This is a genomic window from Microbacterium sp. cx-55, from assembly GCF_021117345.1.
Classification (GTDB): Bacteria; Actinomycetota; Actinomycetes; order Actinomycetales; family Microbacteriaceae; genus Microbacterium.
On record NZ_CP088261.1, the window covers coordinates 2,778,674 to 2,803,273 of the forward strand.

The window sequence follows — 24,600 nt, forward strand, 5'->3', positions numbered from 1 at the left end:
GTGCAACAGAGTGCAGATTCACTTCGCGAGCGGCGACGAGCGGAAACCGGGCACGCGCTCATCCGCGATGCTCGGCGGCGCACCGCCGAGATGGGCCTCCATGGCTTCACCGTGGAAGAGGTCTGCGAGGCCGCGGGCGTGTCTCGCCGCACCTTCTTCAACTACTTCGCCTCGAAAGAAGACGCCGTCCTCGGGGTCACGCTGCTGCGCAACGACGAGGCGGCGGTCGCCGCATTCCTCGCCGGCGGCGACCCGGAGAGCCCCGACCTGAGCGCGACGCTCCTCGATGACCTTGCGACCCTCTCGATCGAACGCTGGTCCGTGATGGATCTCGCCCCCGACACGTTCGCGGAACTCCTCGCCGCGGTCGACCGCGAGCCGCGCCTCCTCCCCCGCCTACTCGACCACGGCGCCGCGATCGAGCGTGCGGATGCCTCGCTCATCGAACAGCGGGAGGGGCTCCCCGAGGGCGACCTCCGCGCATCGATCGCGGCGCAGGTCGTGGGCACGATCGGCCGGTCGACCGTGCACGCGTTCCTCAACGGCGGTCACGATCGCCCCTTCGCCGACCTCTACCGCACCCACCTCGACGCCGCACGACAGCTGCTGCGTTCTCAGAATCTCCTCCCGGAAGGCCCCGCATGACCACCGCCCCCACGCGCACCGCCCCCGCGGCGAACGCGCCGATGCTGCTGACGCAACGCCGCATCTGGATCATCTTTTCCGCGCTGATCGCGGGGATGCTGCTTTCGAGCCTCGATCAGACGATCGTCTCCACCGCGATGCCGACGATCGTCGGCCAGCTGGGCGGCGTCGAGCACCAGGTCTGGATCACGACCGCCTACATCCTGGCCACGACCATCGTGATGCCGATCTACGGCAAGTTCGGTGACGTGCTCGGCCGGCGCCGGCTCTTCCTGGTCGCGATCGCGATCTTCACCCTCGCCTCCATCGGTTGCGCGTTCGCCACCGACTTCTGGATGTTCGTCGTCTTCCGCGCGATCCAGGGACTCGGCGGCGGCGGGCTGATGATCCTGTCACAGGCCATCATCGCCGACATCGTGCCGGCCTCGGAGCGCGGCAAGTACCTCGGCCCGCTCGGCGGCGTCTTCGGCCTGTCGGCCGTCGCCGGTCCGCTCCTCGGCGGATTCTTCGTCGACCACCTGACGTGGCAGTGGGCGTTCTACATCAATATCCCGGTCGGACTCGCCGCGTTCATCATCGCGCTGGTGGCCCTCAAACTGCCGAACAAACGAGCGGTGAAACGCATCGACTGGCTCGGCGTCGTGCTGCTGTCGGTCGCGACGACCTGCCTGATCATGTTCACGGACTTCGGCGGCGACAGCGAGATCGGCTGGACCTCCATGACCACCTGGACGTGGGGCCTCGGGATGGCGGTCGCCGTCGCGCTGTTCATCTTCGTGGAGTCGCGCGCCGACGACCCGATCATGCCGTTGCACCTCTTCCGCAACCCCATCTTCGTCAACGCCACGGCAATCGGTCTCGTGCTCGGAATCGGAATGTTCGCCGCCATCGGCTTCATCCCGACGTTCCTGCAGATGTCCTCGGGCACCTCGGCCGCCGAGTCCGGACTCCTCATGCTGCCGATGATGGTCGGCCTCATGGGCACGTCGATCGCCTCCGGAATAGCGATCAGCCGCACCGGCAAGTACAAGATGTTCCCGATCATCGGCACCCTGCTCACGGGCGCCGCCATGGTCGCGATGACGTCGCTGGCCGCATCCACGCCCATCTGGCTGATCTGCGTGTACCTGTTCTTCTTCGGTGCCGGGCTCGGCCTGATCATGCAGGTCGTCGTGCTCGTCGTTCAGAACGCCGTTCCCGCCGCCGACCTCGGCACGGCGACCAGCTCGAACAACTACTTCCGCGAGGTGGGTGCGGCGCTGGGCACGGCCGTGTTCGGCGCGCTGTTCACGAGCCGCCTGACCCAGAACCTGCAGGGCGTCTTCACGGGGGCGGGGGCGTCCGCATCCGACGCCGCAGACGCCACCGCGACGATCGACCCCGCGACGCTGAGCCAGTTGCCGGACTCGGTGCGGGAGGGCGTGGTCTCGGCCTACGCCGATGCGCTGGCCCCGGTGTTCTGGTACCTGGTTCCGTTCATCGCGGTGGCGTTCCTGCTCGCCCTGTTCCTCAAGCAGATCCCGCTGTCGGACGTCGCGGGCCTGGTCGCCCGGGGCGAAGCCGTCGGCGGCGAAGAGGCCGAACGCCTCGAGGCCGCTCAGCGCGGAACCCCGCCGCGGAAGGGCTCGGGCTCTGCGGATGCGGGATCTGCGGATGCGGGATCTGCGGATGCGGGCGCGGGTTCTGCGGATGCGGGCGAGAGTCGGGCGACCGACGGAGCCGGCGGGAGTAGCGCCGGCGGGAGCGACGCGGCGCGACCTTAACGCCCGCGCTCAGACGGCGGGCGCGAGATTTCCGTGAGCGGATGCGGAGCGCCAGGCACGGCTCGTGCGGGCGATCGCGACGTCGTCGGGGCGGGAGCGCGCCGGGGTGCACTCCTCGAGAGCACCCTTGGCCGCGCCGAGCGTGACGAAGGTGCCGCGCGGGCGTCCGGCTCCGTCCATCGTGGCGAAGCCGGCGCCCGTGTCGGTCACCGTTCCGACGAAGGTGAACGATGTGTTCGCCACGTGAAGGCCCGGTTCGACCTCGACCCACACGGCGCGGGCGCGTCGAACGGCCGCGTCGTCGATGAGAGGAAGCGTGATGGGTTCGGTCGGCGGCAGCGAGTCGACATCGGGACGATTCACGATCGCGTGCATCAGCGGGTGCTCCATTCGGCGGGTCATTCGAGTTCGAAAATCAGTGTCCCCTCGACACCATCCGCGCACCCCGGACTGGCGGCGCACCGCCGGATCTGCTAAAGCTCATCCACTTCTCGCAGGGCATGCAATTTCTCGGCCAACTGATTAACCCGGTTAAGCACCGATAGTTAAGGCAAGTCGGCAGTTAGGCTGCATCCGTGGGACAGTTGCTTTACGACGCCGGTGCGCAGTCGTTCGATATTGAAGACCGTGCGCTCGCGCATCTGCGAGTGATCCTGATGAACAAGTTGCGGCGTGGGGAGCCGTTCTTGCTGCACCTTCCGGACCCCCAGAACATGGGTATCCGGAGCGTATGGATCCACCCCGCGATCTCGCTGGTGCTGTCGTTCTACGGCAGCCGGAGTCCGTCGCTCAATCGGGAGTGGCTCGACGAGCTCATGACCGATGCGAACGGGCCGCACGGGCTGACGCTCGGCACGGAGCCGGCGGCCTGACGCAGCATCGCGGCGCCCTCTGGCGTCAGCGACCTCGGCGTCTCAGCGGACTCGGCGCCTCAGCGGCACTCGAGGTCGACCGAGTCGACGATCTGCTCGAGGAACTCGGCGACAGCGGTGGCGACCTTCGGATCGAGGTCGCTCGCCATCTCCCGCACGCGGGCGGTGAGCGGGTCGAGGTCGTCCGCATCCACCGACCGGTCGAACGGCACGACGAGCTTGCTCCGGCGATCTTCGGGGTTCTGCGCGAAGGAGATCATGCCGCCCGCGTGGAGCTTGTCGAGGATGCCGGTGACGGCGGCCGGCGACACCCCGAGGTGAGCGGAGATGGCGCGCGGAGTCACGCTCTCGCCCGCATCCGCTCGCTCGAGGATGAGTCGCATGGCGGCGCGCGCGTTCTCGCTCGGACCGCACTGGGTCTGTCGACGCCGGGACAGGCTGGCCTCGGCCAGCCGTAGTCGCTCCATCGCCTGGGATGCGCGCGTCCTCGCGTCGATTTCCGCCATCGTTACGTCCCTTCACCACCGCATCCCTACGGGCGTCGGGAGCGCAGTGCCCTAAACGTTAGCCGGTGCACGGAGGCGATGTCTTTATGCGGCCGCCGTGGGTTTCTGCTGAGTGCCGGCGGGGTTCTGCTCGGCGGCCGCAGCCTCGTGCTCGAGCGTGAGGCTCATGCCCCCGGACGAGTTGGCCGACGCCGCAAGCGTGGTCAACAGCTCGGAGTCGAGGGACTCGGCTTCCGCGGAATCGAACACGAATCGAAGGGGGATGGAGGGCTGGATCCAGATGGTGCTGCGACCGGAGTTTCCGGATGCGTGCCGCCAGGAGAGCGTGAAGCTCTCGTTGCGGCGGAGCTTCGTCGCCACCACGACCTTCACGTGCGCGAGCAGGCGATCCTCGATCTCGATCGGATCGCGGTCGTCGCCGTAATACAAGCTCCCCATCGCTCCTCCGTCTGCGCTGAAATGGTGAGTAGTTAGCTGAGCGATATATTCATAGCTCACCCCGCCCGGCCGCGCAACGCGCGCCGGAACATGCCGCCTCACGCACCGCAACCCCTCGCCGAGGAAAAATTCCGTTCGGCTATATTCGCGGCATGTACGTGCTCGATGGTGGCCCCCGCGCGGGCCAACTCGTCGACGATCTTCCCCGCGGGTACGCCCTGGATGGCTCGTCGCGACCGTCTTTCGCGCGCGTTCTCATCGCCGACATCCCTGCGGTCACCGCGGTGTGGACCGCGCCGCCGCCACTCCACGGCGCGCACCTCCGTCGCGTCGAGTGACCGCGTAGCGGCGGGCGGGGTGACTCGCCCGCCGGCCTCGCGGCGCGGGGTCACTCGCCCGGCGCACTCACGGCGCGGCGACCGCGCGGCCTCACCACCTCCTCGAAGAACTCACGGGAATGCACAGCCTCCCCGCGGTGCTGGGTCTGGGGTGGACATTTTCGAACCCCTGACCCTCGGCCGAACCCGACTCGCGAATCGCGTTGCCATGGCGCCCCTCACGCGCCTGCGCGCCGGTGAGGACGGCGTGCCCGGCGACCTTCTCGTCGAGCACTATCAGCAGCGCGCCGGCCTTGGCCTCATCATCACCGAAGGCACCTACCCCGTGCGCGAAGGCCGCACCTGGATCGGCCAGCCCGGCATCGAAACGGATGCGCAGGTCGCGGGCTGGAAGCGCGTGACCGACGCCGTGCACGCCGCCGGCGGACGGATCGCCCTGCAGATCATGCACGGCGGACGCATCTCCCACCCCGAGATCACCGGCACCGGGCGCGTCGTCTCAGCCAGCGCGCTCGCTGCGCCGGGCGAGGTCCGCATCCCGTCGGGCAAGGCCGACCACCCCGTCGCGCACGCTCTCGAGATCGACGAGCTCCCCGACGTCGTGCGCGGATTCGCGGATGCCGCACGCCGCGCGATCGAGGCGGGGTTCGACGCCGTCGAGGTGCACGGTGCGAACGGGTACCTGATCCAGCAGTTCCTCGCGCCGAGCTCGAACCAGCGCGACGACGCCTACGGCCGCACTCCGGAGGGTCGCGCGCGGCTCGCGATCGAGGTCGTCACCGCGGTTGCCGAGGCCGTCGGCGCCGACCGCACCGGCATCCGCCTCTCCCCCGAGCACAACATCCAGGGCGTCGTGGACAGCGACCCCGCCGAGACGGCGGCGACGTACGCGGCTCTCGCGGCCGGAATCGCGCCGCTGGGCATCGCATTCGTCGACATCCTGCACGCCGACCTGCGCGGCGAGCTCGTGCAGGCGATCCGTCGCGATTCCGGCACTCTTGTGATCGGCAACTCGGGCTTCAGCTCGCAGACCACCCGCGACGAGGCATCCGCGCTGATCACCGAGGGCGTCGTGGATGCGGTGGCGGTCGGCCGCGCCGCGATCGCGAACCCCGACCTCATCGAGCGCTGGCGCCACGATGCCGAGGAGAACACGCCGAACCCCGGCACGTTCTACGGCCCGACCGGCGAGGGATACATCGACTACCCGACGCTCGCGCGGGTCTGACCCCCACCCGCATCGCGAGACGGGATCTTCGCGCCGAGACGGAGGGGTTACCCCGCGGTCTCGGCGCGCAGATCCCGTTTCGCTACCTCGGCAGCACGCCTGTCGCCGCGAGCTCGCGGAACCAGAGCCCGCTGTCCTTCACCGTGCGCTCCTGCGAATCGAAGTCGACCCGCACGATTCCGAACCGCTTGGCATAGCCGTAGCCCCATTCGAAGTTGTCGAGCAGCGACCACACGAAGTACCCCCGCAGGTCGACACCCGCCGCGAGGGCCCGGTGCGCGGCCGTCAGGTGGCGACGCAAGAAGTCGGTGCGCTCCTCGTCGCGGATGCGGCCGTCGTCCGTCACCGCGTCATCGAACGCCGCACCGTTCTCGGTGACCATCAACGGCAGCCCCGGCAACTGCTCCCCGAGCGAACCGAGCAGCTGCTCGAGCGCCTCGGGCGCGATGTTCCACCCCATCGACGTGTGCGGACCGGGCTGCTCGAGGAACTCGACCACGTCGCTGCTACCCGGCCACGCGGTACCCTCCGGCGCACCCTTGTGCCCGTCGTGCGTTTCCCGGGGCGAGACGCCGTCCCACATCCGCACCGTGACGGTCGAGTAGTAGTTCACGCCGAGCACGTCGATCGGCTGCGCGATCGCGGTCAGGTCGCCCTCGCGGACGAAAGACCAGTCGGTCACCGCCGCCGTGTCGGCGATGAGGTCGTCCGGGTAGGCACCCTTCAGCATCGGGCCCGTGAAGGCACGGTTCGCCAGCGCGTCGACGCGGCGGACGGCCTCGGCCGCATCCGGCCCCTCGCCCCGCGGCACGTGGAAGTTGAGCGTCACCGAGTACTCCGGCGAGCCCGTCGAAGTCGCCCGCAGCGCCTGCACCGCGCGACCGTGCGCGAGGTTCAGATGGTGCACCGCGGCGAGCGCCGCGGCCGGCTCGTGCCGCCCGGGCGCATGCCCACCCTGACCGTAGCCGAGGTAGGCGGAGCACCACGGCTCGTTCAGGGTCGTCCAGGTGTGGATGCGGTCTCCCAGCGCTGACCCGACGATCTCCGCGTAGCGCTCGAAGGCGTCGGCGGTCGCCCGCACGGGCCAGCCGCCCGCATCCTCGAGGGGCTGCGGAAGGTCCCAGTGGTAGAGCGTCGCCACGGGGCGGATGCCGCGCTCGCGCAGCCCGTCGACGAGCCGCGAGTAGAAGTCGAGTCCGGCCTGGTTCACCTCGCCGGTGCCGGTCGGCACGATGCGCGGCCAGGCGATCGAGAACCGGTAGGCGTCTAGCCCGAGCTCGGCCATGAGGTCGAGATCCGATTCCCACCGGTGGTAGTGGTCGCACGCGACATCACCCGTGTCGCCGTCCCAGACCTTGCCGGGCGTTCTGCTGAACGTGTCCCAGATCGAGGGAAGCCGACCGTCCTCGGCGGCCGCACCTTCGACCTGGTACGACGCGGTCGCCGATCCGAAGGTGAAGCCCTTCGGGAAGACGAGTCCGCTGTCGCGGTAGTCCGGGTTTCCTGCGCTCATGCCGTTCGCTCCGCTTCGCTGCTCGATCGCGCGCGGGGGTCGGAGGATCGACCGGTCCGTGCCGTCATCCCACCGTAACGGATTGACGTGGGAGCGCTTCCATCACCCTCTCGAACGGCGTCGGACCGTCACGAGACCGCATCCGCCGTCGGAGAATGGGACCATGCCGATCCTCAACAAAGACATGACCCTGTGCATCTCGCTGGCCGCACGGCCGTCGAACATCGGCACCCGTTTCCACAACTATCTGTACGACGAACTCGGGCTGAACTTCATCTATAAGGCGTTCACCACCGACGACATCGCCGGAGCGATCGGCGGCATAAGGGCCCTCGGCATCCGGGGCTGCTCGGTGTCGATGCCGTTCAAGGAAGACGTGCTCGCCCTGGTCGACGAGATCGAGTCGTCGGCCGCCGCCATCCAATCGGTCAACACGATCGTGAACGCGAACGGCCGTCTGACGGCATCCAACACCGACTACGAAGCCGTCGCCCAGCTCCTCGCCGAGCACGCCGTCGACCCCGGCGCCTCCGTGCTGGTGCGAGGTTCGGGCGGAATGGCGAAGGCGGTCGTCGCGGCCTTCGCGGGCGCCGGCTTCCGCGATCTGACCGTGCTCGCCCGCAACACTGCGGCCGGCGCCCGCCTCGCCGACCAGTACGGGTTCCGCGCCGTCACCGAGATTCCCGCGCCCGGTGCCGACGTGATCGTCAACGTCACGCCGCTCGGGATGAGCGGGGCGGATGCGGACGCCCTCGCCTTTCCCTCCTCGCACATCGCCGCTGCGCACACGGTCTTCGACGTCGTCGCGTTCCCGTCCGAGACTCCGCTCATCCGGGCAGCACGCGCGCACGGCGTCGCAGTCATCACGGGCGCCGAAGTGATCGCCCTGCAAGCGGCCCGGCAGTTCAGCCGCTACACGGGAGTGACGCCGACCCCCGAGCAGATCGCCGCCGCATCCGCCTTCTCCCGCGCGTGACGGGTGCGGCGTCGCACGCGATGCGCCCCAGGTGACGCGTCGCAGGTGATGCCCCTCAGGTGATGCCCGCGGCGACGGTCGCCGCGACCGGCCGCCACCGCGGACACCAACAGCGCACCGCTGACCGGTACCGCCGGAAGTCGTCGCCGAACCGTTCCTCGAGGTCGCGTTCCTCGAGCGGGCGGATGGCGTAGTTCCACACCAGCGAGCCGCACACGGCGTAGACCACCACCAGCCACGACGACAGCATGAGACCCACCGCGGCTCCCTGGACGATGCCGGCCAGAGCCATCGGGTTGCGGACGAATCGGTACGGACCACGCACGACGAGATCGCTCGCCATCGCCGCGGGCAGCGGGGTCCCCCTCCCGAGAGTCGACATGACAACCGCCGACCAGATCCCGAGCGCGCTTGCGGCGACGAAGACCACGGCTCCGGCGATCACCACCACAGCCGGGACCGGCACGTCGACCCGCCACCTCACCTCGAACCACCGGATGATCGCCGGTACCACTCCGAGCGCCAGCCCCCAGAAGACGAGAATCTGCAGCCCCGTTGCCGCCATGTGGCGGTAAACAGGTGCCCCGCGATCCGCCGCCCGGAAGCGGAACGGACCGTTGAGCAGCCAATGCGTCGGGACTCTCCCCCACAGCACCAGCCCGAGCGCGAGTGCCGATGCGACCGCCGCCGCGATCATGAGCACGGCACCCCATCCGGCCGTTCCGGTCATCGTCGCGTAGCCGACCAGGAGCACGGCGACGATCGCACTCCACAGCGTCGCGATGATAGCTGCGGCACTGATGCCGCATGCCGCCAGCACCGAGCCGGCGACGAAAAGCGGAACGTCGAAGGCGGCCACGAGCAGCGGGTCGAGGCCGCCGAGGGTCGCGCGTCGCACCGCCGGGACGAGGAACACCGCGAGCCACCACCCGGCGCCGGCGACCGCCTGCACCGCGAAGTACGCGCCCCCCCACACCATGTCGGCACAGTAACACCGCCCGCCCAGGCCCCGAGTGGCTCCGCAGTCGTCGGACGCGTGGGGCTGGTGATGACAGATGAGGCGGATGAGGCGCGCCCCGTGCGTCGAATCCGACAACTGCGGAGCCATCACCCCAGGGAGGGGGGTCGGCAGGGCGTCTGCGGGCACGCGCGAGCACCCGGCAGGCACCCCGCCAACGCCCGGCAGATGCCCGCCGAGGAGCCCGGCTACTCCGCAGTCGTCGGACCGCTGGGGCTGATGATCACAGATGAGGCGAATGAGGCGCACCCCGCGCGTTGAATCCGACAACTGCGGAGCCAACACCCCGGGGAGCCGACCCGGCCCGGCGCCTGCGGGCACGCGCGAGCACCCGGCAGGCACCCCGCCAACGCCCGGCAGATGCCCGCCGAGGAGCCCGGCTACTCCGCAGTCGTCGGACCGCTGGGGCTGATGATCACAGATGAGGCCGATGAGGCGCATCCCGCGCGTTGAATCCGACAACTGCGGAGCCATCACACCGGGGAGCCGGCCCGGCAGGGCGCCTGCGGGCGGCGCGAGCCCGCAGCGGGCTCGCGCCGTCGGGCGCGCGGGATGGCGAGCGCGGGCCGGCGAGCGCGGGCCGGCGGGCGCGCGCCGTCGGGCGCGCGGGATGGCGAGCGCGGGCCGGCGGGCGCGGGCCGGCGGGCGCGGGCCCGCGGGCGCCGCTCAGCGGGTGCGGGTGCGGGTGCGCGGGCGGGCGGGCGGCAGCGCGGGAGCCGGAACGGCGGCGCCGACGCGGTTGACGAGCCGCCCGATGCCCTCGATCGTCATCGCGACCTCGTCGCCCTCCCGGAGCGGCGGCGGCGTCAAGCCGCCGTTTCGGCCCCACAGCTCGCCGAGGCAACCGCCGTTGCCGACGGTGCCCGACCCGAGCACATCGCCCGGCACGACCCGCGAGTTACGTGACGCGTAGGCGACGAGCTCCGCGAACGGCCAGCCCATGTTCGAGATCAGGTCCTCCCCGATCAATTCACCGTTCACGCGCGCCTCCGCGCGAATGCCCAGAAACCCGTCCGCATCGAGAAATTCATCGAACTCGTCGGCCGTCACGATCCACGGACCCAGCACGGTGCCGAAGTCCTTGCCCTTCGCAGGCCCCAGCCGCACCTTCATCTCCCGCGCCTGCAGATCGCGAGCCGACCAGTCGTTCATGATCGTGTAGCCGAAGATGGCGGATGCCGCCTCCGCCGCCGTGAGGTTCGCCTCGCCCGCTCCGCCGCCGATCACCGCGGCGAGCTCGAGTTCGAAATCCAACCGCTCGGTGACCGGGGGACGGAGATCCTCGCCGTCGGCGAGCACCGTATGCGGGTTCGTGAAGTAGAACGTCGGAGCCTGGTACCACTCGTCGGGCACGTCGCTCTTGCCCTCGACGCCCGCCGACACCCCTTCCACGTGCTCCTCGAAGGCGACGAAGTCGCGGATGGATGCGGGAACGAGCGGCGGAAGCAACGTCACCTCCGTGAGCGCTACCTCGTCATCAGGGCGCCCGTTATCGCCGCCCCTCTTATCGCCGCCCGCGTCATCACCACCCACACCAAAGCCCCCCGCGTCATCGGCCCGCCCGTCGCGCACGCGAGCGTACGTCTCGTGCGCCGCGCCGAGCCCCGCCGCCAGCAGAGCGGCGACGGTTCCACCGTCCGGGAAGGGGACGACTCGATCGTCGATGACGAAGCCTTCGGCGGTGACTCCGTGGTGCGTCCAGCGCGCGATTCTCATGGGAGGGATCCAATCATTCGGGGGCGATTTACGATGCGTGGCCGGGCCAACGGCCGGAGCCGGAGAGCCAGCGGCAGGACCGGAGAGCCAGCGGCAGAACCCGAGAGCCAGCGGCAGAACCCGAGAGCCAGCGGCAGGGCCGGAGTGCCAACTCCGGAGCCGGAGTGCCAGCGGCAGGACCGGAGTGCCAGCGGCGAGGCCGGAGAGCCAGAGCCGGGTACGCCCGCAGGCCGGCATCACAGCCCGCGCCGGCGGGCCAGCCAGCCCCGCGCCGCGGGCCGGCGGCAACACGCCGCCAAAGCCCACCCGGCGCGTCAACCATCAGGCGTGACAGTCGAGCGGCTGCGACCCGTTGTATTCGTACATGTCCTGCCACGCGGCGGGAACGTCGGGTTCGGTGCCGTCGAGCTCGGCGAGCGCGCGGTGCAGGTTGCCGACGATCCGCTCGCGCTCGGCGAGCGCGCCGAACGGCCCGAGGTCCAGTCCGCGCGCGGCCTCCGCGGCCGACAGCCCGGCACGGTGCGCGGACTCCGCTGCGTCGAGCAGAAAGCGGAGGTAGTCGGCCACCGGGGCGAGAAGCTCCGGGCCCCCGACCGCACCGTGTCCGGGCACGACCGTTTCGGGCTCGAGCGCCGCGAGCTGTTCGAGCGCCCGGAGCCACCCCGCGGGCGAACCCGACAGCGCGAACGGCGTTCCACCGTGGAAGACGAGGTCGCCGGTGAACAGCACGCCGTCCTCGGGAAGCCAGACGTAGGCATCGCCGGTCGTGTGCGCGGGTCCGCCCGGATGCCGCACCTCGAGCCGGTGCCCGCCCTCGTCGATCGTGAGGGCGTCGCCAAAGAGGATCGTCGGCAGCCGCGGGCTGACCGCGCCCTGGTCGAAGGGCGAGAAGATGTGCGGCGCCAGCGCGTGCGACCGCCGGAGGTCGTCGGCGACCGAGCGATGCGCGACGATCTCCGCATCCGGCAGCAGCGATGCCCCGTTGCAGTGATCGGGATGCGAGTGGGTCAGCACGATCCGGCGCACCGGCGCGTCCGTCGCACCTTCGACGGCCCGCAGGTAGGCCCGCATCCGCTTCTCGGTCGATGTCGCGTCGATACTCGTGGCGCCGTAGGGCCCTGCGACGAGGCCCGTGTTGTTGATCATCCAGCCGCCGTCGGGCTGGATGTAGGCCCACACGCCGCTCGCGAGCTGCTGCAGCTCGGGGGCGGAGGTCATCGGACGTCTGCCCGCGAGAAGCGCGGCAGGGTCAAGAGGATGACGGCGGCGACGCCCATCATGACCGCGGCGAGGATGAGCGGGATGGTGTAACTGCCCGTGCCGTCGAAGGCGAAGCCGGCGAACACCGGCCCGAAGGCGCTGCCGATCATGAACACGCTGTAGACGAGGCTGTACAGCGCACCGAAGGCCCGGGGCCCGAAGTAGCGCGAGCTGAGGTACGACATGAGGTCGATCTCGGCGCCGAACCCGATTCCGATCAGGAGCGCGGTCAGCGGTGCCGCGCCGGGGCCGGCCCAGAGCAGCAGCAGACAGCCGAGCGCGGCGGCGAGGAAGAGCGGCACGGCGACGTAGGTCGCGTAGAAGCGATCGAACAGCCAGCCGATCACGGGGCGCGCGATCACGGTGCCGGCACCCACGAGCGATGAGAGGAAGGCCGCCTGCACGGGGTCGACGCCCGAGTCGATGAGCAGCGGCACAAAGTGCGGGATCATCGTCAGCAGCGCCCAGCCGAGCAGGAAGAACACGACGCACAGGCTCCAGAACTCACGGCGCCGGATGGCGAGGCGAAGCGTGAGACCGGGGAGCGTGGAACGGTCCACCGCGGCGACGGCCGACGGCGGCGTCAGCCGGGCGAAGAACACCAGGACGAAGGGCAGCGCGGCCAGGAGCGCCATGACCAGGTAGGCCGCGCGCCATCCGCTGTCGGCGATGACGACACCCATGAGCGGTGGCAGCACGAGTCCGGCCGCACCCAACCCGCCGGCGACGATCCCGAGGGCGATGCCGCGCCGCCTGTCGAACTTCTCCACGACGGCCTTCGAGTAGGTCACCGCGGAGGTGCCGGCGCCGAGGATTCCGGCGACCGCGTAGAAGGAGAGGAAGGTCGCGAGGCTCGAGGTGAGTGTGCTGAGCAGGATCATCGCGATGACGAAGAGCGGAACCGACACCATCACGACGCGCTTCACCCCGAAACGGTCGAGGAAGCGACCGACGAAGGGCAGGGCCGCGGCAAGTCCGAGGGAGCTCACGAGCGAGGCGAGGTTGATCTCGCCTCTTCCCCATCCGAATTCCGTCTGGAGCGGCACGACCAGTGTGCCGAGGATGTAGCCGAGCGAGCTCAGGCCAACGCCCGCGCCGATCGTGCTGAAGATCAGGGTGGGCCAGCTGCGGCGGAACTCGCCGGTGGCCGGCGCAGCCTTCTGGACGTCGGAGGTCACGGCGTGGGTCATCGGCATATCTCTTTCGACAGAGCGCTTTCGGCGGTGAAAGCGCGGCGCGCATCGGTGGGCGTACGGTCCACACTGCCCCCGCTGTACTATCCACACAAACTCGTATTTGCCATGCGGCGTATCCATACCGTGAATACATGGAGAGAGAGGATGCTGTGCCGGAGTTCGACCTGAACCTGTTGCGCCCGTTGCTCGTTCTGCTCGAAGAGCGCAGCGTCACTCGCGCCGCGGTTCGGCTGCACTTGAGCCAGCCCGCGACCTCCGCCGCTCTCGCCCGGCTTCGACGCCAGTACGACGACGACCTGCTCGTGCGCACGGGACGCACGATGCAGCTGACGCCCTTCGCGCGCGATCTGCTGCCCGCGGTCGCCCACGCCGTGGCGGAGCTGCGCCCCGTGATCGATCGCAAGCAGTCGTTCGACCCGGCCCACACCGAGCGCCGCTTCGTCATCGGCGCAACGGACTACATGACCGCCATCCTCGCCGGCCCGCTGCTGCGCACGTTCGCGGCAGAAGCGCCGCGGGCGTCGCTCGACTTCGCGCCGCAACCCCTGCGCGATGGCACGCTCGCGCCGTTCAGCCAGCTCGATCTGATCGTCGGGCCCGTCGGGTTCCAGCTCCCCGGGCGGAGCCAGGAGCTCTTCACCGACGAGTTCGTGCTGATCGCCGACCCCGACAACTCCGTTCTCGGGGTGCCGGATCCGGCGATCGAGATGCTCTCCGCCGTGCCGCACGCGACCGCGTACTTGAACGACCCCGATCACGACGAGCTGCAGGATCTGCTTCGGCGCGCGGGGATCGACTACATCGTGGGCGCGCGTCTCTTCGGTCTCGCCGCGCTCCCGCTCCTCGTCTCGGGCACCGACATGGTCGCGCTCGTGCCCCGGATGCTGGCGGCCAAAGCCTCGCGCACCCTGCACCTCGCGGTGCTCGAGCTACCCGAGCAAGTCCGTATGCCGATGATGGAATGCATGTACTGGCACCCGCGCGACGAAGACGATCCGGCAATCTTGTGGCTTCGAAACGCGCTGTCGCGGACCGTCCCGTCCCTCTCCCGAGAGCCGAGCGGGCCCGCGCCCCGACGCCTGCGCGCCGCGACCTCCGACTAGCCGCGCTGCGCGGAGCGGACGCGGAACCAGAGGCTCAGTTCGCGGATGGCCCGAAGCGTGGCCGTGGGGTCGGCGTCCTCGTCGAGGTCGTCGAACGTGTTGCGGAACCCGTCAGGGAGCTGCTCGGTCGACACGGTCATCGGCTGAAAACCCATCGTCCAGTCCCGGAACCGACGTTCGGTGATCGGCTCCTCCATCATCACGCGCACCCCGGAGTGGCGGGGGTCGTTCCGGATGACATCGAAGATGTCGCGCACGACACCCTCGGGACCCTCCAGCACCTGAACGAACCGGCCGCCTCGGTACAGCAGCATCCCGGTCAGCCCCTTCTCGGCGTTCGACGCGCGACTCTGCTCCAGCAGCGCCGAGAGGTCCGCGTCGTCGAACGACTGGTTCGCGGCACTGATGTACACGATCGAGAGGAGGGGGTCGGGCCCGGTCATCGTCATCTTCCTGGTCGTCGCGGAGTCGGTCATGCCGTGCGGCTCGGCGAGCTGGACGACACTGCGCGCATCGCCGAGGTGAGGTCGACGAAGCCGCCGATGATGCGGGAATGCAGGTCGAAAGCGACGAATCGCCCGTCGGCCTGCCGGTCGATGTATCCGAGGAACTCGCCGTGCCTGCTGCCGACGTGGAAGCCGTCTTCGACGCGCGCCCAGGTCGTACCGGCGCCTTCTCCGTCGTGGTGGAACATCGGGTTCACGAGACTCTCCTCACCGCGGCATCGCTCCGGACCGGGGCACCCGACACGTCGATGTGTGCGGGCAACGGGGAGAAGATCGCCAGGGTTACACCCTTTCACGGCCCCCGGACACCGGGGGCGGATTGCCAAAACCCTGCCCGATACGCCACGATGCGGCGTCAATACCGGATGGCGTCGATCACCTTCACGCGCACGGCGACGATCGCCGGCAGCAGCCCCGCGAGCGCTCCGACGGCGGATGCGGCGATCAGGCCGAGGATCGCGGCATCCACGGGGAACGGCGGAAAGTCGCTGATCATGCCCTGGCCGATCAGATCGCGCATCCACGAACTCTGCACGATCAGGATGGCGGCGGCGACGCCGAGCGCACCCGCGGCGACCGTCGCGACGACGCTCTCCATCATCACGGCGAAGAACACGCGCCCCGCGGTCGCCCCGAAACTGCGGCGGATGCCGATCTCGCGCACGCGCTGACGCACGGTCACGAGCGCGATGTTCACGAGCCCGAGCGCGCCCAGCAGCAGCACGAGGACGGCGATCCCGCCGACCACGAGCTTGGTCACGAGGAACGGATCGTCGTCGTACTGGGCGTAGTCCTGGCGAGACACGTCGACGGCGGTGCCCTCGCCGAGCGCCGCCTGCATGTCGGCCTTCACGCGTTCACCGAGTTCCTGCGAGACCTCGGGCGGCACCCACATCTCGTACTGCGTCTGCGCGCCGCCGTACGGATCCATCGAGGGGTCGGGCGCTCCCTGCGTCTGCGCGACGGTCTGCTGCACCGCCTGCAACTGGTCGGCGAGCATGAACATCGTCGGCTCGGTCTCCCACTCGTTGACGGGGGTGACGCCGACGACGACCGCGAGGATGCCGCTCGTCGCCCCGGTCGCGCTGCCGGGAACGCTGTCGCCGCCGAGCGCGACGGTGGGGTGCGTCGCCAGATCCGGACGCCCCATCCGGTCGTAGAAGACGTCGTTCACGATGAGGCGCGGGGCGTACTGCTCGGCATCGCTGGGCGTGAACCATTCGCCCTGCGACATCCGCACGCGGTGCATCTCGCCGTACGGCTGGTCGACGGCTTGAACTCCGACGGTCGCGCTGCCCGTCGCGAAGGGCACGGTCTGGGTGGCCTGCATGACCCGGCTCGCGTAGGTGATGTCGTAGCGCGCGAGCATTTCATCCCACGCCGCGGCCATCTTGGCGGAATCGACGGTGCCGCTGTCAGTGCGATAGGCCGCCAGATACAGGGTGGCGGGGCGCCCGCTGGAGCGTTCGTTCATCTCTGCGGTCGCCTGCTGCACGATGCCACCGAGCGCGACGACCGTCGTCAGCGAACAGACCGCGACGGCCACGCCGACGAGCGACAGCAGCACGCGCGTGCGGTGAACGCGGAGCTCCTGCCAGGCTTCGAGGACCGCGCCCACGAATCCGGTGAGCAGGCGCTTCATGCCTCGACCGCCGTCACCCGGGTATCGGCAGCGTCAGCGTCTGCCGCATCCGCGACCGCGTGATCCGGGTCGACCGGATCCTGGGCACGGGATGCGGCGCGCTGTTCGCGGCGGCTCGGAGGGTCGGCCGCGGGGTCGTCGACTTTCGTCAGGACGCCGCGATCGAGGCGGAAGTGGTCGCGCGCCCGCTGTGCCACGGTCGGGTCGTGGGTGATCGTGATCATCGCCGCGCCCGTGCGGGTGGCCACGTCGTCGATCAGGTCCATGACCTGCGCCCCCGTGTCGATGTCGAGTGCGCCGGTCGGTTCGTCGGCGAGGATGAGGCTCGGTCCGCGCACGAGGGAGCGCGCGATCGCGACCCGCTGCTGCTCCCCTCCCGACAGCCGATCGGGCATGCTGTCGAGGCGGTGGCCGAGACCGACCTGCTCGAGCATCTCGGCGGCGATCGTCCGGCGCCGCCAGAAGTCGCGCCCGGTCGCGTAGAGCAGCGGCATCGCGACGTTCTCGAGGGCGGTGCGACCGGGGAGCAGGTTGAACTGCTGGAAGACGAAGCCGATCCGGGCGCCGCGCACCCGGTCGCGTTGCGCGCTCGAGTAGCTGCGCACGGCACGATCGGCGAACTCCACCGTGCCGCTCGTGGGTAGATCGAGGAGCCCGAGGATGTTGAGGAGCGTCGACTTGCCGGATCCCGATCGCCCCACGATCGAGATGCGGTCGCCGGGCTCGACGGTCAGGTCGATGCCGTTCAGGATCGTCAGCGCGGGTTGATCGGTGGGGATGACCGTACGGGTGACGTTCTCGAGGCGCAGCAGGCTCACGGCATCTGCACCGGGTCGCCGCAGATCGTGCTTCCGTCGGGCATGGCCGTGCATCCGCCGTCCGCGGGGACGGCGAGCGCGCCGGGCGCGAACTGGAGGATCTCTTCGCCCTCTTCGAGCCCGCTCGTGATCTCCACCTGGCTCCCGTCGCTGAGGCCGAGCCCGACGGCGCGTTCCTCGGTGCCGCCGTCGACGGTCGAGACCCACACGGTGCCGGTCTGCGCGGCGCCGCGAACAGCGGTGGTGGGAACGACGACCACGTCTTCGGCCCGCCCTCCGGCGAGGGTCATCTCCGCCGCGAGGCCGGAGAACACCGTCACCTCGGCGGGTACGGCGCAGCTGACGGTGGCGCCGGAACCGCCGGATCCGGCGCCGGGCGCCGCACCGGTCTCGCCCGTCGATCCACCGTCGCCACCCGTGCTGCCGGCGAGCGGGGTGGAGATGCGCAGCCCCGTGCAGACGAACGGAGCGGGTCCGCCGGTGATCGCGACGGTCGCTTCGGTGGGCTGGTTCAGGAGCCGGTACTGCTGCTCGGGCTGCAGTGCACCCGAGACCGAGAAGGTGGGCGGCGCGACCTGACCGGCGACCATACCGATCGTGACGTCCTGGCCCTGGATCACGGCGAGCGAGCTCAGCACACCCGCGGCGGGCGCGGTCACCCGCTCGTACCGGAAGATCGCGGGCAGCGGGTTGCCCTCGGCATCGACGCTCTTGGCCGGATCGCGTTCGATCGGAACCTTCACCTCGAACACGGGGTCACCCGCGGCGACGGTCGCGCCCTGTTGCACGAACAATTTGCTCACGGTTCCCGCCGCGGTCGACTTCACCGCGACGGCGGGATCGGCCGACACCGTCGCCGTGATCACGACGTCGTTCGTGACGGTTCCGCGCGCGACCGGGATGCGGGGTTCCACCACCGCGCCGGTCGGCACCGCCGGGCTCGTCTCCTCGGCCGTGTCGGGAACGAACGCGAGCTTGCCGAGGGCGACCGCGATCACCGCGATGAGCACGATCCGGATGATCGGAAATATCCACTTGCGAGTGATGCCCATGGCGCTCCCCGTGCGAGACGTCAGACCACCGGCAGCGGGTGGCAGCCGGTGCATACGGTCGTTTGGTCAGAGCGTATCGGCAAGCCGGGGCCGCGCACCGACCACGACAAGCCTCAGCCCTGGCCGCTGATGCTCTTCGCCGTGATCGTCAGGATGATGCGCTGCTGGTCGCGCCCGCCGTACCAGGGGTACGGCCGCCCGGTGTACTTCTGCGAGAGGGCCTCGATGCTCGCGGCCCCGCCCTCCGTGGTCATCGCGGTCACCTCTCCGCGCACCTGGATGTAGCGAAAGGGGTTCTCCGGGTCTTGGATCGCGACCGCCACGCGGGGGTCGCGCTCGATGTTTCGCACCTTCACGTAGCCGACCACCGTGTTGATGATGATGTGCTCGCCGTCGGTGTCGACCCAGGTCTCGGTGACCTGCGGCGAGCCGTCGGGCATCAGCGTGGAGAGGAAGCAGGGGCTGGGTTTGCGCAGCAGATCGAGCAGGCTTTCGGTCAGGGTCATGGGGTCTCCTCAGGGGTGGAACCTCAGTCTCTCCCCGAACCGACGTGAACGGATGCGGTGCGCGACCTCGTGCAGACTTGCCCCACGACGATCCCGAAAGGCCCGTGATGGAGTACTCCGCGAACATCGAGATGCAGTTCACCGAGGCCGGGCCGCTCCCGGCGCGCGTGCGGGCCGCGGCCGAGGCAGGATTCGACGCCGTGGAGTTCTGGCGCTGGGAAGACACCGACGTGCCCGCACTGGCCGCCGCTGCCCGCGAGCTCGACGTGCAGATCGCTCTGTTCGCGACGGACTGGAGCATCGCGGTCGCCGACCCGGCGGAGCGGGCACGGTTCACTGCATCCGTCGACGGCGCCATCCGGGCCGCCGGCCTTCTCGGCGCGCGACAGATCGTGGTCTCCCTCGGCCCCGACCTGGGTCTCCCGCGGGAGAGCCTCGTCGACGAGCTGTCGGCGGCGCTCCGCGTCGTCGTACCCCGCGCGCACGACGCGGGGGTGACACTGCTGCTCGAACCGGTGAACACCCGCGTCGACCACCCGGGCTCCGCGCTGTCGTCGACCGCCGACGCACGCGAGATCCTCGCACGCGTCGATCACCCCGCGCTTCGGCTGCTCTTCGACGTGTACCACAGCGCGGCGCAGGGCGAGGATGTCGCGCAGGAGCTGCGCCGCTCACGCGATCTGATCGACTACGTCCAGCTCGCAGACAGCCCCGGCCGTCACGAACCCGGCACGGGCGAGATCGATTGGATGCAGGTCGCCGCGGTCGTCCGCGAGATCGGGTACACGGGGCGGATCGGGCTCGAGTTCTCGCCCCTCGCCGACAGCGCGACCGCCCTCGAGCAGGCACGGGCCGTGTGGGAGAAGGCCTGGGCCGGCTCGATACGATGAGAGTCGGCGGACGACGAGGGGACCTGCATGCCGGCGATCGACCAGTCCGGGATGCGGCGCCTCAACACTGCGGCGACTCTTCGAGTGCTCACTGACGCGAGCGGAACGCTCACCTCGGCCGACCTCGTCGCCCAGACGCGGTTGTCTCGCCGCACGATCGAACTGATCGTCGGCGACCTGATCGCCCAGGGCTGGGTCGACGAGGCCGACTCCCCCGCCCCGACGACCGCCGGGCGCCCGAAGAAGTACTACCGACTCGTCGCCGACCGCGCGACGGTGCTGTCGGTCGGCATCAACCCCCCGCTCGTGCGTGCCGTCGTCGCCGATCTCCGGGGCCGGGAGATCGCCCGGGCCGAGGGCCCTAGCGGCACGGTCGCCGACACGCTGGACAGCGCGCTGCGCCTGGCATCGGAGGCCCTCGCCCAGGCGAACGTCGACCCCGATCATCTGCACGCGCTCGTCGTCGGTCTCGGCGGCACCTTCTCCCCGGATGGCGTCGTGCTCACCTCGCCCGTCGACCCGGAGTGGGTCGGCGTCGATGTGCGCGAGCCGTTTGCGCGCCGCTTCGACGTGCCCGTCGTCGTGGAGAACGACACGAACCTGTCGGCTCTCGCCGCCCGTGCCGAAGGCCCGGCCCGCGGCGAGCAGACGTTCGCCCTACTCATGCCGGGCATCCGCGTGAGCGCCGGCGTGGTGATCAACGGCGAACTGCACCGCGGGTTCCAGGGGGCCGCGGGCGAACTCGTTCGACTCCCCGACCTGAGGGACGCGAACCACCGCGGCCTCCTCGCCCAGATCAGCTCCCCCGACGAGCGCGAGCGGGTCGACGCGCGAGCGCATCTCCGGCGCGCGATCGACGGAGACCCGGCGGTTCGCGAGGACGCCCGCGCGTTCTTCGACGCCGTCGCGCGCGTCGTGGCCGTGCTCGGCTGGGTGATCGCTCCGCCGGTGATCGTGCTGGTGGGCGGCTTCGAGGGCCTCGAAGACGGCACGCTCGCACTTCTGCGAGACGCCCTGTCGACGATGGATGCGCCCGACATCGACATCCGCGTCGCCGCACTCACCCCAGACTTCCCCGTTCGAGGCGGCATCCAGCTGGCACTCGATATCGCCGGTGCGACCATCTTCGATCCTCGCCGCTGAGCCACTTCTCCCCGCTCGACCGGCCCGCCTCACGTGCCTGCGCGGCACGCCGGGATTATTCACGGCCGTTTCGGCTGCGTAACAAGTCGGTTTCCGGCTAGGCCATCACTGCTACTTTCGCGCATTATTGCTCGGAACACCTCGAGAGCCCCGTTCGCGGTGACGACGACCCGCCCCCTTCACCTGGAGTTCCGCCATGTCCCGAGCTATGCCGCGTACCCCACGCATCCTCACCTTCACCGCGCTCGGCCTCGCCGGCGCCCTCGCCCTCGCCGGCTGCGCGTCGGCCGACCAGTCGTCCTCCGGCGACGAAACCGCCAGCACCGGCAGCACCCTCCCCCAGGAGCTGGTGGATGCGGCCGTCGCCGCGGCGACCACCGCCGCGGACGGCCAGGACCTGTCGGGCACCCTCGAGATGGTCGGCGTGTCCACCGGAGCCGACGCCGACCCGTTCATCGGCGCCATCTCCGCATTCGAAGAGGCCACCGGGGTGACGGTGAACTACACCGGCGCCCCCGACCAGGCCACCGTAGTGCCGGCCGCCGTCGAGGCGGGCAACGCCCCCGACATCGTCGACGGCCAGGGCCTCGGCCTCATGCAGCAGTTCGCCGCGAGCGGCGACGCCGTCTCGCTCAGCGACGTGATCGGCGACGACGTGCTCGCCGACAACTTCAACCCCGGCCTGCTGCAGTCCGCCACGGTCGACGGCCAGGTCTACGGCATCTGGAACGAAGCCGACACCTTCCAGATCTTCTACAACCCCGCGACATACGACGGCCCGACCGAGGGAAGCTGGCAGGACCTGTCGGCATGGTCCGAGGCCCTCGCCGCATCCGGCACAGGCGTCGCGCCGTGGTGCATGGGACTCGAGGCCGGCGCCGGATCGGGCTTCCCCGCCCAGGGGTTCATCGAGAACCTCTTCGTGAAGCAGTTCGGCAGCGACGCGCTCGCGGCGTGGGCCAGCGGCGAGCTGCCCTGGACGAGCGACGAGGTGCGCTGGGCGTTCGAGGAGTTCGGCCGCATCGCGACCTCCGAGACGATGGTCGCCGGTGGCCCGCAGGCCGCCGTGTCGACCTCGGCGTTCTCGTTCATGGACGGCATGTACACCGACCCGCAGGCCTGCCAGCTGACCCTGTGGGGCAACTACGCGGCCGGCATCGTGCAGGGCTCGAACCCGGAGGCCACCGTTCCGGACGGCCTGAACTTCTTCGACATTCCGGCCAGCGACCCCGCCTACGCCGGCGCGCTCGACGTCGCCGGGCACGTCACGTTCGCCCTGAACGACGACCCGGCCACCGCCGCGTTCATGAAGTACTGGGCGACCCCCGAGGCGCAGTCCCTCATCGCCGCGAGCGGGCGGTACACGGTCGCGAACGTGAACGTGCCGCTCGACGTCTACCCGAACGAGAACATGCGCGGCTCGGCCGAACTACTGCTCGCCGCAGAGACCGTCACACCCGGGCCGGCGAGCGCCATCCCGACCGCGGTCAACACGGCCTACCTGCAGGGCATCCTGTCGTACATCCAGGACCCCGCGTCCCTCGACTCGATCCTCGCCGGTATCGAGGCAGCGAAGAGCTGACCGCATGACCGTCCTGTCCATCCTCATCGGGACGGTGCTCGTCCCGGCCGCCGTGATCCTCCTCACGGCGGTCGGTGAGCGCCTGCTCGCACGTGCCCGCCCCGTGGTGGCACGCCGCATCCGCCCCTGGTTCTGGCTCGCGCCGGTCATCATCGGCGTCGGCGTCGTGCTCGTCTATCCCGCGATCGCGACGCTCGTGCTCAGCTTCCGATCGGCCGACTCTTCGGCCTGGACCGGGCTCGACAACTACCTCTGGGCGCTCGGCAGCGACGTGCTCCCCCTGTTCGTGAACAACGCGATCTGGATCATCGCCCTGCCGCTCGGCATCGTGATCGTCGCCACGATCATGGCCGTCATGATCGATCGGGTGCGGTACGAACTCGTCGCTCGCACACTGCTCGTGCTGCCCACCGCGATCTCGCTCACCGCGGCCGGCATCAGCTGGCGCCTGCTGTACACCTGGGCGCCCGAGGGTCGCACGCAACTCGGCGCGTTCAACGCCGCGCTGCAGGCCATCGGCTTCTCGCCCGTGCCGTGGACCTCGAGGCCCCCGACGGATGCGCCCTGGCTGAACACGCTCGCCCTCGTGGTCGTCGGCGTGTGGGCGGGGCTCGGCGTTGCCGTGCTCATCCTTTCGGCCGCGGTGAAGGCCGTACCGGCGGAGTACCTCGAGGCCGCCCGCCTCGACGGCGCGGGAGAGTTCCGCGTGTTCTTCCTGATCGTGCTCCCGGTGATCTGGCCGAGCATGCTCACCGTCATCACGACGCAGGTGATCGCGGCCATCAAGGTCTTCGACATCGTCTACGTCATGACCAACGGCAACGCGGGAACCGACGTCGTGGCCAACGAGATGTTCGGACAGCTCTTCCACTTCCCGAACGACATCGGCCACGCCAGCTCGCTCGCCGTGCTGCTGCTCGTGCTGGCGCTGCCGGTCGTGTGGTTCAACGTGCGCGCCGCCCGACGGGAGATGAACGCATGACCGCCGCCTTCGGTGCCCCCGCCCCGCTCGCTGCCCATTCCGCATCCGGCGGCCGACGTCGTCGCGGCGCACGGGTGCGGGTCGCCCGCATCCTGCTGCACGTGGTGATTCTCACCATCACGGTCACCTGGTTCACGCCGGTGCTGCAGATGATCGCGATGTCGCTGCGCACGACCCCCGATTCGGCATCGAGCGGATGGTGGACGATCTTCGCGCAGCCGCTGATCACGCTCGACAACTTCGCCGTCGCCGCGAAGGCGCTGCGCCTGGACACGACCCTGCTCGCGACCCTCACCTTCGCCCTTCCGGCCGCGGTGATCACGCTGCTGCTGTCGGCCTACGGCGGCTACGCCCTGTCGCGCTGGCGATTCCGCGGCAACCTGTTCGTCTACGGCACGCTCGTCGCTCTGCTGGCCATCCCGCCGCAGCTCGCGTTCAGCCCGCTGATCCAGCTGTTCTCCGCGGTGGGACTCAACGGCACGCCCGCCGCCGTCTGGATCTTCCAGGTCGCCTACACGCTGCCGTTCGGGGTCTTCCTCGTGCGCGGCTACATGTACACGATCCCCATCGAGCTGTTCGAGGCGGCCGCCGTCGACGGCGCCAGCGAGCTGCGCATCTTCCTGCGCATCGTGCTGCCGCTGTCGGCGCCCATCCTCGTCTCCCTCGCGATCTTGCAGTTCATGTGGTCGTGGAACGATCTGCTCACCCCGCTGATCTTCGTCGGGGTGAGCAGCGACAGCACCCCGATCACCGTTCAGCTCTCGGGACTCGCCGCGCAGATCTCGTCCAACGGCACGAACACGACAGCCGCCGGTGCACTGATCTCCGTGCTGCCCCCGCTCGTGATCCTGCTCGCCCTGCAGCGCTACTTCGTCGCCGGCATCACCGGCGGAGCCATCAAGTGACC

At 69.8% G+C, this 24,600-nt stretch carries 26 protein-coding genes; 12 read left to right on the plus strand and 14 right to left on the minus strand.

Going from position 1 to position 24,600, the window contains the following annotated elements; translation table 11 throughout:
- Complete coding sequence (locus LQ938_RS13165) at nt 1-645, plus strand: TetR/AcrR family transcriptional regulator (RefSeq protein ID WP_223722613.1); 645 nt, start codon at nt 1-3, stop codon at nt 643-645.
- Complete coding sequence (locus tag LQ938_RS13170; RefSeq protein ID WP_223722612.1) at nt 642-2,408, plus strand: MDR family MFS transporter; 1,767 nt, start codon at nt 642-644, stop codon at nt 2,406-2,408. The genes LQ938_RS13165 and LQ938_RS13170 overlap by 4 nt, the downstream gene beginning before the upstream one ends.
- A gap of 9 nt (nt 2,409-2,417) precedes the next feature.
- Here the strand turns inward: LQ938_RS13170 and LQ938_RS13175 are convergent, their stop codons facing one another.
- Nucleotides 2,418-2,798, minus strand: coding sequence for a hypothetical protein (locus LQ938_RS13175; protein ID WP_223722611.1), 381 nt, complete (start codon nt 2,796-2,798; stop codon nt 2,418-2,420).
- 185 nt (nt 2,799-2,983) lie between these two features.
- Between LQ938_RS13175 and LQ938_RS13180 the strand changes: the two genes are divergently transcribed.
- Complete coding sequence (locus LQ938_RS13180) at nt 2,984-3,280, plus strand: DUF7882 family protein (protein WP_223722610.1); 297 nt, start codon at nt 2,984-2,986, stop codon at nt 3,278-3,280.
- Nucleotides 3,281-3,339: 59 nt separating this feature from the next.
- Here the strand turns inward: LQ938_RS13180 and LQ938_RS13185 are convergent, their stop codons facing one another.
- Together LQ938_RS13185 and LQ938_RS13190 are read right to left on the minus strand one after the other, a co-directional pair.
- Nucleotides 3,340-3,786, minus strand: a complete 447-nt coding sequence (locus LQ938_RS13185; protein WP_223722609.1) for a MarR family winged helix-turn-helix transcriptional regulator — start codon at nt 3,784-3,786, stop codon at nt 3,340-3,342.
- An 84-nt stretch (nt 3,787-3,870) separates the two neighbouring features.
- Nucleotides 3,871-4,224: a DUF7882 family protein gene (locus LQ938_RS13190; protein WP_223722608.1), complete on the minus strand. Its 354-nt coding sequence runs from the start codon at nt 4,222-4,224 to the stop codon at nt 3,871-3,873.
- Between the two features lie 152 nt (nt 4,225-4,376).
- Here LQ938_RS13190 and LQ938_RS13195 point away from each other — a divergent pair, with 152 nt between their 5' ends.
- Nucleotides 4,377-4,562: a hypothetical protein gene (locus LQ938_RS13195; protein ID WP_223722607.1), complete on the plus strand. Its 186-nt coding sequence runs from the start codon at nt 4,377-4,379 to the stop codon at nt 4,560-4,562.
- Between the two features lie 151 nt (nt 4,563-4,713).
- Nucleotides 4,714-5,790, plus strand: coding sequence for an alkene reductase (locus LQ938_RS13200; protein WP_223722606.1), 1,077 nt, complete (start codon nt 4,714-4,716; stop codon nt 5,788-5,790).
- Nucleotides 5,791-5,872: 82 nt separating this feature from the next.
- On the opposite strand, the gene LQ938_RS13205 is transcribed toward LQ938_RS13200, so the two are convergent.
- Entirely contained in the window at nt 5,873-7,303 is a 1,431-nt protein-coding gene (locus tag LQ938_RS13205; protein WP_223722605.1) for a GH1 family beta-glucosidase, read from the minus strand.
- A gap of 163 nt (nt 7,304-7,466) precedes the next feature.
- Between LQ938_RS13205 and LQ938_RS13210 the strand changes: the two genes are divergently transcribed.
- Nucleotides 7,467-8,279: a shikimate 5-dehydrogenase gene (locus tag LQ938_RS13210; protein WP_223722604.1), complete on the plus strand. Its 813-nt coding sequence runs from the start codon at nt 7,467-7,469 to the stop codon at nt 8,277-8,279.
- Between the two features lie 55 nt (nt 8,280-8,334).
- Here the strand turns inward: LQ938_RS13210 and LQ938_RS13215 are convergent, their stop codons facing one another.
- From LQ938_RS13215 to LQ938_RS13230, 4 genes are all read right to left on the minus strand, one after another.
- Entirely contained in the window at nt 8,335-9,258 is a 924-nt protein-coding gene (locus LQ938_RS13215) for a methyltransferase family protein (protein WP_223722603.1), read from the minus strand.
- 705 nt (nt 9,259-9,963) lie between these two features.
- A complete protein-coding gene (locus tag LQ938_RS13220; protein WP_223722602.1) occupies nt 9,964-11,013 on the minus strand; it encodes a fumarylacetoacetate hydrolase family protein in 1,050 nt (349 codons plus the stop codon).
- A 321-nt stretch (nt 11,014-11,334) separates the two neighbouring features.
- A complete protein-coding gene (locus LQ938_RS13225; protein ID WP_223722601.1) occupies nt 11,335-12,231 on the minus strand; it encodes an MBL fold metallo-hydrolase in 897 nt (298 codons plus the stop codon).
- Nucleotides 12,228-13,463, minus strand: coding sequence for an MFS transporter (locus LQ938_RS13230; protein ID WP_223722600.1), 1,236 nt, complete (start codon nt 13,461-13,463; stop codon nt 12,228-12,230). Before LQ938_RS13230 ends, LQ938_RS13225 begins: the two co-directional genes overlap by 4 nt.
- Nucleotides 13,464-13,600: 137 nt before the next feature.
- Here LQ938_RS13230 and LQ938_RS13235 point away from each other — a divergent pair, with 137 nt between their 5' ends.
- Nucleotides 13,601-14,572 carry a LysR family transcriptional regulator gene (locus LQ938_RS13235; protein WP_223722599.1) on the plus strand — a complete coding sequence of 324 codons (972 nt, stop codon included), beginning with the start codon at nt 13,601-13,603 and terminating at the stop codon, nt 14,570-14,572.
- Here the strand turns inward: LQ938_RS13235 and LQ938_RS13240 are convergent.
- From LQ938_RS13240 to LQ938_RS13265, 6 genes are all read right to left on the minus strand, one after another.
- Nucleotides 14,569-15,048, minus strand: coding sequence for a BLUF domain-containing protein (locus LQ938_RS13240; RefSeq protein ID WP_223722598.1), 480 nt, complete (start codon nt 15,046-15,048; stop codon nt 14,569-14,571). The genes LQ938_RS13235 and LQ938_RS13240 overlap by 4 nt on opposite strands.
- Complete coding sequence (locus LQ938_RS13245) at nt 15,045-15,266, minus strand: hypothetical protein (RefSeq protein ID WP_223722730.1); 222 nt, start codon at nt 15,264-15,266, stop codon at nt 15,045-15,047. The genes LQ938_RS13240 and LQ938_RS13245 overlap by 4 nt, the downstream gene beginning before the upstream one ends.
- A 167-nt stretch (nt 15,267-15,433) precedes the next feature.
- Nucleotides 15,434-16,720, minus strand: a complete 1,287-nt coding sequence (locus tag LQ938_RS13250) for an ABC transporter permease (RefSeq protein WP_223722597.1) — start codon at nt 16,718-16,720, stop codon at nt 15,434-15,436.
- Nucleotides 16,717-17,538, minus strand: a complete 822-nt coding sequence (locus tag LQ938_RS13255) for an ABC transporter ATP-binding protein (protein WP_223722596.1) — start codon at nt 17,536-17,538, stop codon at nt 16,717-16,719. The genes LQ938_RS13250 and LQ938_RS13255 overlap by 4 nt, the downstream gene beginning before the upstream one ends.
- The gene (locus LQ938_RS13260; RefSeq protein ID WP_223722595.1) at nt 17,535-18,590 is read right to left on the minus strand and encodes an efflux RND transporter periplasmic adaptor subunit; all 1,056 of its coding nucleotides are present in this window, start codon (nt 18,588-18,590) and stop codon (nt 17,535-17,537) included. Before LQ938_RS13260 ends, LQ938_RS13255 begins: the two co-directional genes overlap by 4 nt.
- A 113-nt stretch (nt 18,591-18,703) precedes the next feature.
- The gene (locus tag LQ938_RS13265; RefSeq protein ID WP_223722594.1) at nt 18,704-19,096 is read right to left on the minus strand and encodes a PPOX class F420-dependent oxidoreductase; all 393 of its coding nucleotides are present in this window, start codon (nt 19,094-19,096) and stop codon (nt 18,704-18,706) included.
- A 107-nt stretch (nt 19,097-19,203) separates the two neighbouring features.
- On the opposite strand from LQ938_RS13265, the gene LQ938_RS13270 reads away from it, so the two are divergent.
- The 5 genes from LQ938_RS13270 to LQ938_RS13290 all read left to right on the plus strand — a co-directional run bounded on the left by LQ938_RS13270 (nt 19,204) and on the right by LQ938_RS13290 (nt 24,598).
- Nucleotides 19,204-19,986, plus strand: a complete 783-nt coding sequence (locus tag LQ938_RS13270) for a TIM barrel protein (protein WP_223722593.1) — start codon at nt 19,204-19,206, stop codon at nt 19,984-19,986.
- A gap of 27 nt (nt 19,987-20,013) precedes the next feature.
- Nucleotides 20,014-21,129, plus strand: coding sequence for an ROK family protein (locus tag LQ938_RS13275; RefSeq protein ID WP_223722592.1), 1,116 nt, complete (start codon nt 20,014-20,016; stop codon nt 21,127-21,129).
- Between the two features lie 196 nt (nt 21,130-21,325).
- Nucleotides 21,326-22,711, plus strand: a complete 1,386-nt coding sequence (locus tag LQ938_RS13280) for an ABC transporter substrate-binding protein (protein WP_223722591.1) — start codon at nt 21,326-21,328, stop codon at nt 22,709-22,711.
- 4 nt (nt 22,712-22,715) lie between these two features.
- Nucleotides 22,716-23,693, plus strand: a complete 978-nt coding sequence (locus LQ938_RS13285; protein ID WP_223722590.1) for a carbohydrate ABC transporter permease — start codon at nt 22,716-22,718, stop codon at nt 23,691-23,693.
- Nucleotides 23,690-24,598 (plus strand): carbohydrate ABC transporter permease, encoded by a 909-nt coding sequence (locus tag LQ938_RS13290; protein ID WP_223722589.1) that lies wholly within the window; start codon nt 23,690-23,692, stop codon nt 24,596-24,598. Before LQ938_RS13285 ends, LQ938_RS13290 begins: the two co-directional genes overlap by 4 nt.
- Nucleotides 24,599-24,600 lie beyond the last annotated feature (2 nt).